Below are 13,643 nucleotides of genomic sequence, written 5' to 3' on the forward strand. Positions count from 1 at the left end.
TCTTCGACTGCCGTCACATTACGACGGGCAACGGCGCGTCCACCTGTGCCGATCGGCATATTTCACAGGCCCGTTGAGCAGCGGGAACAGCCCGATCGGCACTGCCGTGCGCCCCTGCTGGACCGCCAGTCTTGAGTCATCGCACCGGCCGAGGGGGTCGGGCCGTAAGGAGTGCACCATGTCGAAGCTCGTGATCAACGCCCGCGCCACTGCCACCCACCGAGCCGGTGCCGCGGGGGCGGTGGGCGTTGCCGTCGAGGCCGCACCCCGCTGGGCCCAACTGGCCGCCAAAGCCGCCGCCCTGAGCGCCGTACCCTCGGGGGTGTGGCGGGTCGTCTTCGGCTTCGGTGTCCCGGTCGGCTTCAGCGGGGCGACGGCCGCGGCCTACGGGGCGCACCAGCCGGGTTGGGGCACGGTCTACTGCGTGGTGCTGAGCGCCCTGGCGGAGGCACTGGCTTTCCTGACCCTCGGCCTGGTCCGGCCCTGGGGGCTGGTGGCACCCGGGTGGCTCCCGCTGATCGGCGGCCGCCGGGTCCAGCCGCTCGCGGCGATCGTGCCGGCCCTGCTGGGCTCGGCGATACTCACCGCCCTCGGCTTGGAGGGGTTGTTCGGCCGCTGGGCCCACAACCTGGCCGAGCCGGATGCGCCGCACGGATTCGCGGGCCTGGTGATGACGGCCGCGTACCTGCCTCTGGTGGCCTGGGGCCCGCTGCTCGGCGCGGTCACCGTCGACTACGCCCGTCGGACGCTGTGGCGGCGCCGGTGACCACGACGACGGATCACGCCGGGGTCGGCTCCCGCGTCTGCTCCCCGGTGCTCGCGTCCGCCGCCGCGCCTGTTCCCTCCTCGTCCGTGGCCGAGCGCGGCGCGGGGGCGGTGCGCCGGCCCCACTCGGTGGCGACCAGCACCAGGGCCCCGCCGAGCAGGGCGAGCGGGCCCATCCGGTTCCCGGCGACGGTGATGCCGAAGATCGCGGCCCACAGCGGTTCGGTACCGAGCAGCAGGCTCACCCGGGACGGCGAAGTGGCCCGGACGGCCCACATCTGAACGAAGAAGGCGAAGAGTGTGCAGAACAAGGACAGGTGCAGCAGCCAGGCCCACTGGCCGGCTCGGTACGAGAGCGCGACAGTCCAGGGGGCGGGTCCGACGGCGAGTGCGACGACGGCGAACACTGTCGTGGCAACCGCGAGTTGGATCCAGGTGACGGCGAGCATGTCGGTGTCGCGAACGGCCCTGGTGCGGGCCATGGCGAGGACGTACGCGGAGCGGACGAGGGCGGCGCCGAGTACCAGGAGATCGCCGAGCGTCGGAGGGCGCAGTCCGCCGTCGCCGGTGAGCAGGGCAACGCCGAGGACGGCCAGTCCGGCGGCCGCGAGGAAGGCTCGCGGTGGTGCGGTCCGGCCGAGGGCGCTCTCGCCGAGCGGGGTGAGCACCATGGCGAGGCTGATGATCAGCCCGGCGTTGGTGGCCGAGGTGTGCACAGCGCCGTAGGTCTCCAGCAGGAAGATGCCGCTGAGAACGAGGCCCAGTGCGGCGCCGCCGAGCCACTCGGCGCCGCTCAGCTTCCGCAGGGCCTGCCATGCGGCCAGCCCGAGCAGCGGCAGTACCAGCCCGAAGCGCAGCACGAGCATCGCCACGACCGTTCCGGGCTCGGCCACCTGTTGGACGGCGAGGAAGCTCGATCCCCAGACCACTGCCACGAGCAGGACCGGCAGATCACGAAGAACCGACGAGGACGAGGATATGGAGGCAGGCATGAGGAGGATCCCTCCGAGCGAACGGAACCGGCGGGTGCGAGGACCGTACGGCGTCGGACGGACCCAGGAGCTGGGCGTGTGGCTCAGCGGCGGACGGGGTGAGGGCTGGGGCAAGGGGGCGCCATCCTCGCGTACCGGGCCGCCGGTGATCAATGCCCCGGCCGGGTGCCGACGGGTCAGGAGGCGAGGAGGCCGTTCGCGTCGGCGATGGCCTCGATGTCGGCTGGGGTGCCGGACATGATGGCTCGGACGTGCTCGGTGACGAGTTCGACCGGCCAGTCCCACCAGGCGGCGCGGAGCAGGCGTTCGATGTCGGCATCGCCGAAGCGGTGCCGGATCGGGCGGGCGGGGTTGCCGCCGACGATCGTGTAGGGCTCGACGTCGGTGGTGACCATCGCACCGGCCGCGATGATCGCTCCGTCGCCGATCCGGACGCCGGGCAGGACGGTGGCACCAAAGCCGAACCAGACGTCGTTGCCGACCAGGGTGTCGCCCCGGCTGGGAAGGCCGGTGACGATGTCGAGGGTCTGCTCCGTCCAACTGCCGCCGAACATCGTGAAGGGGAAGGTGGACACACCGATGGTCGGGTGAGCGGCCCCGGCCATCAGGAAGCGGGTGCCGGTGGCGATCGCGCAGTACTTGCCGATCACCAGCCGTTCGGGCCCGTACGCGTAGAGGACATTGCGCTCCTCGAAGCGGGTGGCCCCGTCGGGGTCGTCGAAGTAGGTGTACTCACCGACCTCGATCCTCGGGTCGGTGACGAGCGGACGCAGCAGGACCACTCGGTCATGGCCGGCGAGCGGGTGGAGAGCGGTCGGGTCGGGGATGGCGGTGGCGGTCACACAGACTCCTCTCATAATGCGACTCAAGTCGCATTACGATGAGCATGGCACGACCGCCACCCTGCAGCAAGTGTTAATGCGACTGGAGTCGACTTTGAACGAGCCTGCCCGCGCTGACCAGCAACCCCGCACGCCGTCTCCGCGCCCGGGCGGCCGCAGCGCCCGCGTCCGTGCGGACGTGGTAGCCGCCACACTCGCCGAGGTAACGGAGAAGGGCTACGACGGACTCACCGCCGAGGCGGTCGCGGCCCGGTCCGGCGTCCACAAGGCGACCATCTACCGACGCTGGGGCGGGGTCGACGGCCTGGTCGCTGACGCGCTGACCGCCTCGGCCGACCAGCCCTGGCCCCTGCCCGACACCGGAGACCTCCAGGAGGACCTCCGCCGGATCACCGCGGAGGTGTTCACCGTCTTCACCGACCCCGAGCAGAGCCCCACGCCCACCGCACTGATCTCCGCCGCCCAGCGCTCCGACACAGGCGCGGCAGCCCTTCGCGAGTTCTTCGCGGCCCGCCACCGCCAGGCCGCCACGGTCGCCGAACGGGCCGTCGCCCGGGGCGAGTTGCCGACCGGGACGGACGGCGCCGAGGTCATCAGGGCAGCCACCGCCCCGCTCTACTACCGACTGTTCGTCACCGGCGAACCACTGGAAGCCCGCACCGCCGAGCGGGCCGCCGACGCCGCCGCCCTGGCCGCCCGCGCCGGGCTGTTCACCTCCGCCTCGACCGACCGGGAACCCGACTCCGCACCGAACTCCTCCGCCCCGTAGCCGCGAGTCCGGCGGGCCCGCAGCCCAACAGGCTCATAGACCCAAAGGCCCGTAGGCCCGCAGGCCCGCAGGCCCGCAGGCCCGCAGGCCCGCAGGCCCGCAGGGCCGATCCAACCGCCCACCGGCCACCAGCCACCAGCACACAGCTGACCAACCATCACCACCACACGACCAAAGGAGCCCCAACCGCCCCGACCCCTACCGGAGACCTACCCGGCCGTGGATGATGCCTCCATGACAAGCATGCCGTCCACCACCCCACGGAACGCCCGTCACGTGAAGCGCAAGCACTGGGCACTGGTCGCCGCCGCCACCGTCCTCCCGCTCGCGGCGAGCACCGGCACCGCCGTCGCGGCGCCGCCCGGCGCCACCCCCACCCAGAGCGCGGCCTGCACCTACACGCCCGCCGTCCCGGCCGACAACTTCAAGGGCATCCCGGTCTTCGACGCCCAGAAGGCCGCCCGCCCGTACCATGCGACCCTGCGGACCAACCAGGGACCGATCACCTTCGAAGCACTGACCGACAAGGCGCCCTGCACCACCTTCTCGTTCCGCTTCCTCGCCGAGCACGACTACTTCGACCGCACTCACTGCCACCGCCTCACCACCCAGCGGATCTACGTCCTGCAGTGCGGGGACCCGACCGGGACGGGCAGCGGCGGCCCCGGTTACTCCTTCCCGGACGAGAACCTCACCGGCGCCACCTACCCGGCGGGCACCGTGGCCATGGCCAACGCCGGTCCGAACACCAATGGCAGCCAGTTCTTCATCGTCTGGAAGGACACCAAACTCTCCCCCTCCTACACCCCCTTCGGCCGGGTCACGGCCGGCCTGGACGTCCTGCAGAAGATCGCCGCCGCCGGCGAGGACGACCAGAACGGCCCCGGCGACGGCTACCCCAAGGTCCCCGTGAACATCCGCAACGTGAAGATCAGCAAGCACTGACCGGCGGCCGACCGGCGGGAGGGCCGGGCGCAGCCGCCCGGCCCCACCCCCCGTTGCCGCTCCCGTACGGTGGCAGCACCAACGACACCGCAGGGAGCAGCACCGCATGGACAGCCGGATCTGGGAGAGCGTCGACCACCTGGTCGCATGGCTGGACGAGCACAGCACGCAGTCGCCGCAGGAGGAGCGCCTGCTGCGGCTCCTCAAGCTCTCCGAGGAGGTCGGCGAGGTCGGAGCGGCGGTGATCGGCGCCACCGGTCAGAACCCGCGCAAGGGCGTCACCCACACCTGGGAGGACGTCCAGCACGAGCTCTGCGACGTCGTCTTCAGCGCCCTCGTCGCCCTGCGGACGCTCACCCCTGACGCTGCCCGGGTGTTCGCCGAGCGCCTCGCCTACGTCGAACAGCGCTCCGCCGCCTCCCGGCGCCCGGTCGACGGGCCCGAGGAGACGGCGGACGAGAAGGCGGAGGAAACGGCGGACGAGAAGACGGAGGAAACGGTGGACGAGGAGGCGGAGACGACAGGAACGGAGACGGAGGCGAAGGCCTGAGCGGCCCGGCATCCGCCGTCAGGCCACACCCATCAGGCGTTGGGCGCGACCTTCGCCAGCCCGTTGATCACGCGGTCCATCGCGTCGCCGCCCTTCGGGTCGGTGAGGTTGGCGAGCAGCTTGAGGGTGAAGCGCATCAGCAGCGGCCGGGGCAGGCCGTGCTGGGCGGCGAGCTGCATCACCTTGGGGTTGCCGATCATCTTCACGAACGCGCGCCCGAGCGTGTAGTAGCCGCCGTACACGTCCTTGAGGATGCGCGGGTAGGCCTGCAGGGCGCGCTCGCGGCCGCCGTCGGTGAGGCGGGCGTGGGCCTGCACGATGACGCCGGCGGCGATCTGGCCGGATTCCATCGCGTAGGCGATGCCCTCGCCGTTGAACGGGTTGACCATGCCGCCCGCGTCACCGACGAGCAGCAGGCCGCGGGTGTAGTGCGGCTGCCGGTTGAAGGCCATCGGCAGCGCGGCACCGCGGATCGGTTCGGTCATGTTCTCGGGGGTGTAGCCCCACTCCTCCGGCATGCCGGCGCACCAGGCCTTGAGCACCTCGCGCCAGTCGAGTTCGCCGAACGCGGGCGAGGAGTTGAGGATGCCGAGGCCGACGTTGGAGGTGCCGTCGCCCATGCCGAAGACCCAGCCGTAGCCGGGCAGCAGCTTGCGCTGGCCGCCGCGGGTGTCCCACAGCTCCAGCCAGGACTCCAGGTAGTCGTCGTCGTGGCGCGGCGAGTTGAAGTAGGTGCGGTAGGCGACGCCCATCGGGCGGTCCTCGCGGCGGTGGAGGCCCATGGCGAGCGAGAGCCGGGTGGAGTTGCCGTCGGCGGCGACCACCAGCGGGGCCCGGAAGGTGACCGGCCGCTTCTCCTCGCCGAGCTTGGCGGTGACGCCGACGATCCGGCCGGTGCGGTCGTCCAGGACCGGCCCGCTGACGTTGCAGCGCTCGTAGAGCCGGGCGCCGGCCTTCTCGGCCTGACGGGCCAGCAGTTCGTCGAAGTCGGCGCGCTTGCGGACCAGGCCGTAGTCCGGGAAGGAGGCCAGCTCGGGCCAGTCCAGCTCCAGTCGGACGCCGCCGCCGATGATGCGCAGGCCCTTGTTGTGCAGCCAGCCGTTCTCGGTGGAGACGTCGATGCCCATGTCCACCAGCTGCTTGGTGGCGCGCGGGGTCAGGCCGTCGCCGCAGACCTTCTCGCGCGGGAATGCGGTCTTCTCCAGCAGCAGCACGTCCAGCCCCGCCTGGGCGAGGTAGTACGCGGTCGTGGAGCCGGCCGGGCCCGCGCCCACCACGATGACGTCGGCGGTGCTCTCGACCGTGCTGTCCGGCTTCGTCAGATCGGCTGCGGTCTCGGACACGTGGACACACTCCTGGAGCTGCGGCGGGGGATGGCGGCTTTTGTCTCCGGCAGTCTAGTTCCGCTCACGCCACCGGAGTCGCCCGCGCCCCGACGCGGGACGGGGCCGGACGGACGGGGCCGGACAGCGCGGAACGGGACGGGCGACGCGGGACGGGGCCGGGCGGCGCGGGACGGGATGGGCAGCACGGCCCGCTACCCGCCCTCACCCCACGCCCGCCCCCGCTACGCGGACTTGTACGCGCGGTGGAGCGCGACGATCCCGCCGGTCAGGTTCCGCCAGGCGACCTTCGACCAGCCGCTCTCCTGCATCCGGGCGGCCAGCGTCGGCTGGTCCGGCCAGGCCCGGATGGACTCGGCGAGGTAGACGTACGCGTCCGGGTTGCTGCTGACGGCGGTGGCGACCGGCGGCAGCGCGCGCATCAGGTACTCGGTGTAGACGGTCCGGAACGGCGTCCAGGTCGGCGTGGAGAACTCGCAGATCACGAGCTTGCCGCCGGGCTTGGTGACCCGGTGCATCTCGCGCAGCGCCGCCTCCGTCTCCTGGACGTTGCGCAGCGCGAAGGAGATCGTCACCGCGTCGAAGGTGTCGTCCGCGAACGGCAGCCGGGTGGCGTCACCGGCGGTGAGCGGCAGCTCGGGGTGGCGGTGCTTGCCCTCGGTCAGCATGCCGACCGAGAAGTCGCACGGGACGACCTTGGCCCCGGCCTCGGCGAAGGGCAGCGAGGAGGTGCCGGTGCCGGCCCCGAGGTCGAGCACGAGGTCCCCCGGTCCGGCGTCGACCGCCTCGGCCACCGCCCGGCGCCAGGCGCGGGCCTGGCCGAGGGAGAGCACGTCGTTGGTGAGGTCGTACTTGGCCGCGACGTCGTCGAACATGGCGGCGACTTCGTGCGGCTGCTTGTCCAGGGAGGCTCGGGTCACGCCCCCCATTCTTCACCCTGTGACGGGCGTCCCGACCAACGGGGCACACCGGGAGGCATCACGGGCCCGATCGGCACGAACCCGACCACCGGGCTACCGCCCGACCGACAGGAACCCGACCACCGGCCGCCCCACCGGTCACCCGCCCTGGTGCGCCCCCCGCCGCCCGCCCGCGCGCCGCCGGCGCCGGGAGCGCTTGCCCTGGGTTATCGCGGGCATCCCCTCGGCCAGCGTCCCGGTCGCCAGCGCGAGATTGGCGGCCAGCCGGCCCTGGCCGGTGCGGACCGCCAAGGCCCGCCGGTGGCGCCGGATGCGCAGCACGCAGATCAGGAACAGCACGACGGCGACCGGCACGCTGAACCGGGCCAGCCCCACGCCGACCGGCTGGGGGTAGGTGTCGCCGCAGATCCGCACGGCTCCCGGGTCGTCGGCCGCGTGCTCCAGGCAGACCGGGTCGCCGACCTTGGCGCCGTCGGCGAGCGGCAGCGCGGCCGCGGTGTGCGGCTGGCCGCTCACTGTGTAGCTGACGGCGCTGTACGTGCCGCCGCCGGTCGGCAGCCGGGTGACGACGCCCTCGACTCTCACCGGATGGGCCGCGATCCGGTCGGCCTGGTCGGCCTGGCGCCAACCGAGCAGGCACATCCCGACGGCCAGCACGGCGCTGAGCACGGCGGCGAGGTACCAACCACGGCCCATCCGCGGGGATCGCGGCGGGGGGACGGTCGCGGTTCGCATGGTTCCTGTCCTGGCTTGCCTCCGGGGCCTGGGACACGGCCCCGCCGCCCGCGGGCACGGGCGGTGGTGTGGTGAGGGTACGGAGTGAGCTGTCCGGGATCGTATCCGCTGGCGGGCCCTCAGGTCACGACGAAGTGGCAATCACCCCCCTGGGAGGGCACGGCAGTTCGGGTGCACACGAAGCAAGTTCCGTGTGCGCCAAGGCAATCCGAATACTGACGAGTGCGTCACACCCCAGCCGGTCCCGGCCACTGGCAACCGCCCACCGGGCACCGGCCCCCGGCCCCCGGCCCCCGCCGAGCGGTCACCGCCGCCGGTACACCAACCGCCCGCCCAGCACCGTCGCCAGGCACCCACCGGGCACCGGCCGCACCCCACCCGCGCTCTCCCCGGGCAGCACCGGAAGCGCCGGCAGCCCCGACGGCACCGACGGCACCGACGGCACCGGGAACACCGCGAAGTCTGCCCGCCCGCCGGCCACCACCCGCCCGTGCACGGCCAGCGCCAACGGCAGCACCGCCAACGGGTCCAGCGACCCCGCACCGGCACCGGAAGCACCGGCACCGGAGGTCCCGGCCCCGGGCAGCGCCCCCAGCCCCGAACGCGCCACCGCCGTCCGCACCGCGGCCCGCTCGAACGGCCCGGCCACCGCCGTCACCCCGTACCCGAGCATCCGCTGCAACCCGCGTCGCGCGCTCGCCCCGTACCGGGTCTCGTCGGTGCAGCCCACCAGCCCGTCCGCCACCGGCTCGACGCCGATCTCCTCGCGCGGGTCCGGGTGGTAGTCCCGCTCCAGCAGCCGCTGCCCCCAGGGGTTGCGCAGCCCGGGTGTGAGCACGGCCGCCGCGCCCCAGTCCCGCACCCGCGCCGACGGGTGCGCCGCCGCCAGCTCCCCGTATGGCCCGACGGCCTCGACCAGTTCACCGCGCACCACCACCGCCCCGTCGGCGAAGGACGGGGCGGTGGGATCGGCCGGGTCGGGCAGCACGAGGGCCGCCCGGTGGAGGGTCAGCACCGGTTCGGACTCCGAGGACTCGACGAGCCCGGCAAAAAACTCCAACGGGCTCGATGGACGCGCGGGACGCTAAGAACGCGCAGGACGACGAAGAAAGCGCAGGACTCAGTTGTCCAGGATCTTCAGCTCCGGGTGCGCCGTGCCGCCCTCGATCGCCGTGGAGGCGATGTGCGAGGCGACCCGCGGGTCGACCGGGTCGTTCGCCGGGTCGTCCAGCACCCGCAGGTGCTCGTACGTGGTCGAGCGCTGCGCCGGGACGCGGTCGGCGGCGCGGATCAGGTGGATCAGCTCGGTCAGGTTGGAGCGGTGCTTGGCACCGGCGGCCGAGACGACGTTCTCCTCCAGCATCACGGAGCCGAGGTCGTCCGCGCCGTAGTGCAGCGACAGCTGGCCCGCCTCCTTGCCGGTGGTGAGCCAGGAGCCCTGGATGTGGGCGACGTTGTCGAGGAACAGGCGGGCGATCGCGATCATCCGCAGGTACTCGAAGACGGTGGCCTGGGTCGAGCCCTTCAGGTGGTTGTTCTGCGGCTGGTAGGTGTACGGGATGAAGGCTCGGAAGCCGCCGGTGCGGTCCTGCACGTCGCGGATCATCCGCAGGTGCTCGATCCGCTCGGCGTTGGTCTCGCCGGTGCCCATCAGCATGGTGGAGGTGGACTCCACGCCGAGGCCGTGCGCGGCCTCCATGATCTCCAGCCAGCGCTCACCGGACTCCTTGAGCGGGGCGATCGCCTTGCGCGGCCGCTCCGGGAGCAGTTCGGCGCCGGCGCCGGCGAAGGAGTCGAGGCCCGCCTTGTGGATCCGGGTGATGGCCTCCTCGATGGAGACGCCCGAGATCCGGGACATGTGCTCGACCTCGGAGGCGCCCAGCGAGTGGATCACCAGCTGCGGGAACTCGGCCTTGATCGCCGAGAACGCGCGCTCGTAGTACTCCACGCCGTAGTCCGGGTGGTGGCCGCCCTGGAACATGATCTGGGTGCCGCCCAGCTCGACCGTCTCCGCGCAGCGGCGCAGGATCTCGTCGAGCTCGCGGGACCAGCCCTTGTCGCTCTTCGGCGGCACGTAGAAGGCGCAGAACTTGCACGCCGTCACGCACACGTTGGTGTAGTTGATGTTGCGCTCGATGATGTACGTCGCGATGTGCTCGGTACCCGCGTAGCGGCGGCGGCGCACCGCGTCGGCGGCGGAGCCGAGCGCGTGCAGCGGCGCGGACCGGTAGAGGTCGAGCGCCTCCTCCGGGGTGATCCGGCCGCCGGCGGCGGCCCGGTCGAGCACGGCCTGCAGGTCGGTGCTGGACGCATCGAGGGTGGTCGCTGCGAGCTCGGTCACCTGGCGGCCTTCTCTCTCTCAAGTGCTACTGGGGTACGGCCGAACCAGCCTACGCCAGGCCTTTCGGGCGCCCGCGTCAGCCCGCTGGACTGCGCCGCGGCCCGCCGGGGCGCGCCCCCGCTTCACCTCCTCAACCCGTCAACCCCTCACTCCCCTCAACCCCTCAGCCCCGGAGACCCCTCACCCCTTCGACCCGTCCACCCTGCGCATCGTCCCGGCCGGGTTCCCCGCCGCCGGGTCGGCGGAGGTGAAGCGGATCGTCCCGTCGGGCTGGAGGGTGAGCGTCTCGGTGTTGGAGCCACCGGTGCAGGCGCCGGGGATCGACGACTTCACCAGCCGGGACTGGAACACCAGCACGGTGTCGGAGACCGACCGCAGCGTCCAGGCGCCCTCGCAGCTGATCGAGATCAGCCCCGAGAGGGCGTTGCGGCTGGTGGTGGCCTCCTGACCGATCGCCGCCTGGCGGACGGTGAGCGTGGTGGTGCCGCCGGGCAGTCCCTTGTCGGTCACCATGTCGCCGCTCCAGGTGCCCAGGAACGCCGCCGGCACCGCGCTCGGCCCGCCCGTCGCACCCGTCGCACCCGTCGCACCAGTCGCACCAGTCGCACCAGTCGCGGACGGCCCGCCCGTGGCGCCCGCTCCGGACGTCGACGCCGTAGCGACGGGCGACCCCGCGGCAACGGCCGACACCGTGGCGGCGGCCGACACGGAAGCCGAGGCCGACGGCCCCGACACCCCCGGATCCGGCCGATGGGTCATCGCGTACAGCCCGTACCCGCCGCCCCCGAGCACCGCGGCCACCAGCACCGCCGCCCCCGCCAGCCCGGCCCGCCGCGTCCACGGATCCGCCTGCCCCCTGCGCACCGGCTCCGGCTCCGCCCCTGGCACCGGACGGCCCCCCGGCACCAGGGTCGGGGTCCGCATCACCCCGGCCCCGCCCTCGGCCCCGCCCCCGCCCCCGGTCCCGCCCCCGGCCGCAGCCTCGCCCCCGACCGGACCCGCTTCCGCCCCCTCCAGGTCCAGCAGCTCCACCGCGCTGCGCCCCACCCCCGCCGCCAGCGCCGCCGGCAGCCAGTCGCCCCGCGGCAGCCGGGCGGCGGCCGCGCCGTCCGGGTCCAGCCGCGCGGCCAGCCGCTGCGGGGTGGGCCGGGCGGCCGGGTCCTTGGCCAGGCAGTCGAGGACGACCGGCCGCAGCCCCTCGGGCAGCCCGGTCACGTCCGGTTCCTCGTGCAGCACCCGGTAGAGCAGGACGGCCGCGCTGACGCCTTCGCCGAAGGGGTGGACGCCGCTGGCGGCGAAGGCCAGGACGGCGCCGAGCGAGAAGACGTCGCCGGCCGGTCCCACGGTCTGCCCGTTCGCCTGCTCGGGTGACATGAAGCCGGGCGAGCCCACGACATAACCCGAACGAGTGAACCCGCTGGTCGCGTCCAGGGCCCGGGCGATCCCGAAGTCGATCAGCCGCGGCCCGTCCAGGGTGAGCAGCACGTTGGAGGGCTTGACGTCGCGGTGCACCAGGCCGAGGCCGTGCACGTGGGCGAGGGCCCCGGCGAGTCCGACGCCGAGGGCGCGGACGGACGCCTCGGGCAGCGGCCCGTGCTCCTGGACGGCGTCCGCGAGCGCGGGGCCCGCGACGTAGCCGGTGGCGACCCAGGGCTGCTCGCCCTCGGTGTCGGCGTCCAGGACGGGCGCGGTCCAGGTGCTCCCGACCCGGCGGGCGGCTGCCACCTCCTGGCGGAACCGGGCGCGGAACTCGGGGTCGTCCGCGAGTTCGGTCCGCACCACCTTGACCGCGACGGTGCGGCCGCCGGCCGTCCGGCCGAGGTAGACCCGGCCCATCCCGCCCGAGCCGAGCCGCCGCAGCAGCCGGTAGGCGCCCACCCGGCGCGGATCGTCCGACCCCAGTGCCCGCATGCCCCGCACGCTCCCCTCGCACGCGCACGCGCGGCCCCGGGCGGGTGCCCGGCCGCGTACGCCGCTCCCGAACCGCACCCCGCGCAACACTGCCGGACGCGCCTCGGGAGCAGACCGTACCGGGCCGGGCGAACCGCCGTCCGGCCGTAACGACCACCGACCGCCCGCGACCGCCCGCCCGACCAGCCCCCGACTACCGCCCGACTACCGCCTGACCGGCAACGCCGCCGGCTCCAGCAGCCGCACCGCCACGTCCGGCGCGAAGCCGCTGTCGTGCGCGACCCGCCGGGCGAACTCGGCGACCCCGGCCAGCTGCCGCTCACCGAGCGAGAAGTCGAGCGCCTCGCTGAAGTACCGCTCCAGCACGTCCGCCCCGAAGGCCTCCCAGCGGGCGGCCTGCTCGGCGACCTTGGCGGCCTCCACCAGCGACAGGTCGCGGGACTCCAGGAAGGCCCGGTGGACGGCCGCGGTCAGCTCGGGGCGGCGCTCGGCGAACTCGCGGCGCACGGCCCAGACGGCGAAGACGAACGGCAGCCCGGTCCACTCCTTCCACATCTCGCCGAGGTCGTGGACGGTCAGCCCGAGGTCGGCGGCCTGCCCGAGGTAGGCGCGCAGGGCCGGGTCGCCGATCAGGACGGCGGCGTCGGCCTCGGCGAGCATCGCGCTGAGGTCCGGGGGGCAGCTGAAGTAGTCCGGGCGCACGCCTTCGCGCTCCTCCAGGAGGAGCCGGGCGAGCCGGACGGAGGTGCGGCTGGTGGAGCCGAGGGCGACCCGGCGGCCGCCGAGGTCGGCGAGCGGCACCTTGCTCACGATCAGGCAGGACATCACCGGGCCGTCGCTGCCGACCGCGATCTCGGGCAGGACCAGCAGGTCGTCGGCGTTGCGCAGGTACTCCACGCAGGTGATCGGCCCGATGTCGAGGGAGCCGCCGACGAGCTGGTCGCTCAGCTTCTCGGGGGTGTCCTTGGTGAGGTCCAGGTCGAGCAGGTTGCCGGTCCTGGCGAGACCCCAGTAGAGGGGGACGCAGTTCAGGAACTGAATATGGCCGACCCGCGGCCTGACCGGGGTGTTCCCTTCGGGCTCGTCGGGCTCCCGCTTTTGCGCGTCCGGTGCTGCCACTGCGCCGCTCCCTTGCTGTTCGTGCGCTTCCCCGCAGCGTATGCCCGCTGTTCACGGCGGCTCGCACCGGCCACCCGACACGCGCGGGAACGGCCCTCGTCAGAGCCGTGCGCGCTCCCAACGCGCCTTCCAGCGCCCGATCCCAGCGCTCTCCCGGGCCGTTCCGGGGGCGTACGACACGCCCTGTCCGGAGGGCAAGTGACCCCTGGTCGTCACAGCGGCCGCATGCTAGCGTTGCCCTCAGTTGCAGTTTGATTCCCCTTGCAGTACTTGAAGCCTGCGGAGCATGTAACCGCAGGCTTTTTGTAGTTTTTCAGCAATATCGAAAAACTTCGGACTCGTCCGGAGGCAGGGCGATCAGCGCAGCGGACCGGGGACCACACGGTGTGGCCCCCGACACGCATCGCAAGG

General features: G+C 73.1%; 13 protein-coding genes. 4 read left to right on the forward strand and 9 right to left on the reverse strand.

Annotated elements, in window-relative coordinates:
* Positions 1-178: 178 nt before the first annotated feature.
* A complete protein-coding gene (locus tag ACZ6Z8_RS10680) occupies positions 179-766 on the forward strand; it encodes a hypothetical protein (protein ID WP_465608207.1) in 588 nt (195 codons plus the stop codon).
* A gap of 13 nt (positions 767-779) precedes the next feature.
* Here ACZ6Z8_RS10680 and ACZ6Z8_RS10685 read toward each other — a convergent pair whose 3' ends face one another.
* Complete coding sequence (locus ACZ6Z8_RS10685; protein WP_465608209.1) at positions 780-1,757, reverse strand: DMT family transporter; 978 nt, start codon at positions 1,755-1,757, stop codon at positions 780-782.
* Positions 1,758-1,933: 176 nt separating this feature from the next.
* A complete protein-coding gene (locus tag ACZ6Z8_RS10690; protein WP_465608210.1) occupies positions 1,934-2,599 on the reverse strand; it encodes a CatB-related O-acetyltransferase in 666 nt (221 codons plus the stop codon).
* Between the two features lie 178 nt (positions 2,600-2,777).
* Between ACZ6Z8_RS10690 and ACZ6Z8_RS10695 the strand changes: the two genes are divergently transcribed.
* From ACZ6Z8_RS10695 to ACZ6Z8_RS10705, 3 genes are all read left to right on the forward strand, one after another.
* Positions 2,778-3,368 (forward strand): TetR/AcrR family transcriptional regulator, encoded by a 591-nt coding sequence (locus ACZ6Z8_RS10695; protein WP_465608212.1) that lies wholly within the window; start codon positions 2,778-2,780, stop codon positions 3,366-3,368.
* A 234-nt stretch (positions 3,369-3,602) separates the two neighbouring features.
* Positions 3,603-4,313: a peptidylprolyl isomerase gene (locus ACZ6Z8_RS10700; RefSeq protein ID WP_465608214.1), complete on the forward strand. Its 711-nt coding sequence runs from the start codon at positions 3,603-3,605 to the stop codon at positions 4,311-4,313.
* A 106-nt stretch (positions 4,314-4,419) separates the two neighbouring features.
* The gene (locus ACZ6Z8_RS10705) at positions 4,420-4,863 is read left to right on the forward strand and encodes a MazG-like family protein (RefSeq protein ID WP_465608215.1); all 444 of its coding nucleotides are present in this window, start codon (positions 4,420-4,422) and stop codon (positions 4,861-4,863) included.
* Positions 4,864-4,895: 32 nt separating this feature from the next.
* Here ACZ6Z8_RS10705 and ACZ6Z8_RS10710 read toward each other — a convergent pair whose 3' ends face one another.
* From ACZ6Z8_RS10710 to ACZ6Z8_RS10740, 7 genes are all read right to left on the reverse strand, one after another.
* Complete coding sequence (locus tag ACZ6Z8_RS10710; protein WP_465608217.1) at positions 4,896-6,206, reverse strand: geranylgeranyl reductase family protein; 1,311 nt, start codon at positions 6,204-6,206, stop codon at positions 4,896-4,898.
* A 224-nt stretch (positions 6,207-6,430) separates the two neighbouring features.
* On the reverse strand, positions 6,431-7,126 hold the full coding sequence (locus tag ACZ6Z8_RS10715; protein ID WP_465608218.1) for a demethylmenaquinone methyltransferase: 696 nt from the start codon (positions 7,124-7,126) through the stop codon (positions 6,431-6,433).
* Positions 7,127-7,264: 138 nt separating this feature from the next.
* Positions 7,265-7,861, reverse strand: a complete 597-nt coding sequence (locus ACZ6Z8_RS10720; RefSeq protein WP_465608220.1) for a hypothetical protein — start codon at positions 7,859-7,861, stop codon at positions 7,265-7,267.
* Between the two features lie 304 nt (positions 7,862-8,165).
* Entirely contained in the window at positions 8,166-8,921 is a 756-nt protein-coding gene (locus ACZ6Z8_RS10725; protein ID WP_465608222.1) for an amidohydrolase family protein, read from the reverse strand.
* Between the two features lie 60 nt (positions 8,922-8,981).
* The gene (gene mqnC, locus ACZ6Z8_RS10730) at positions 8,982-10,202 is read right to left on the reverse strand and encodes a cyclic dehypoxanthinyl futalosine synthase (RefSeq protein ID WP_380411597.1); all 1,221 of its coding nucleotides are present in this window, start codon (positions 10,200-10,202) and stop codon (positions 8,982-8,984) included.
* A 180-nt stretch (positions 10,203-10,382) separates the two neighbouring features.
* Complete coding sequence (locus ACZ6Z8_RS10735) at positions 10,383-12,113, reverse strand: serine/threonine-protein kinase (protein ID WP_465608224.1); 1,731 nt, start codon at positions 12,111-12,113, stop codon at positions 10,383-10,385.
* Between the two features lie 204 nt (positions 12,114-12,317).
* On the reverse strand, positions 12,318-13,232 hold the full coding sequence (locus ACZ6Z8_RS10740; RefSeq protein ID WP_465608226.1) for a menaquinone biosynthetic enzyme MqnA/MqnD family protein: 915 nt from the start codon (positions 13,230-13,232) through the stop codon (positions 12,318-12,320).
* Between the last annotated feature and the right edge of the window lie 411 nt (positions 13,233-13,643).

Source organism: Kitasatospora sp. NPDC101108, assembly GCF_055584725.1.

What these genes read in the sequence shown, in the direction of transcription:
- ACZ6Z8_RS10680 (WP_465608207.1), top strand. Translation starts at nt 179, where the DNA reads ATGTCGAAGCTCGTGATCAACGCCCGCGCCACTGCCACCCACCGAGCC.
- ACZ6Z8_RS10685 (WP_465608209.1), bottom strand. Translation starts at nt 1,757, where the DNA reads ATGCCTGCCTCCATATCCTCGTCCTCGTCGGTTCTTCGTGATCTGCCG.
- ACZ6Z8_RS10700 (WP_465608214.1), top strand. Translation starts at nt 3,603, where the DNA reads ATGACAAGCATGCCGTCCACCACCCCACGGAACGCCCGTCACGTGAAG.
- ACZ6Z8_RS10705 (WP_465608215.1), top strand. Translation starts at nt 4,420, where the DNA reads ATGGACAGCCGGATCTGGGAGAGCGTCGACCACCTGGTCGCATGGCTG.
- ACZ6Z8_RS10720 (WP_465608220.1), bottom strand. Translation starts at nt 7,861, where the DNA reads ATGCGAACCGCGACCGTCCCCCCGCCGCGATCCCCGCGGATGGGCCGT.
- ACZ6Z8_RS10735 (WP_465608224.1), bottom strand. Translation starts at nt 12,113, where the DNA reads ATGCGGGCACTGGGGTCGGACGATCCGCGCCGGGTGGGCGCCTACCGG.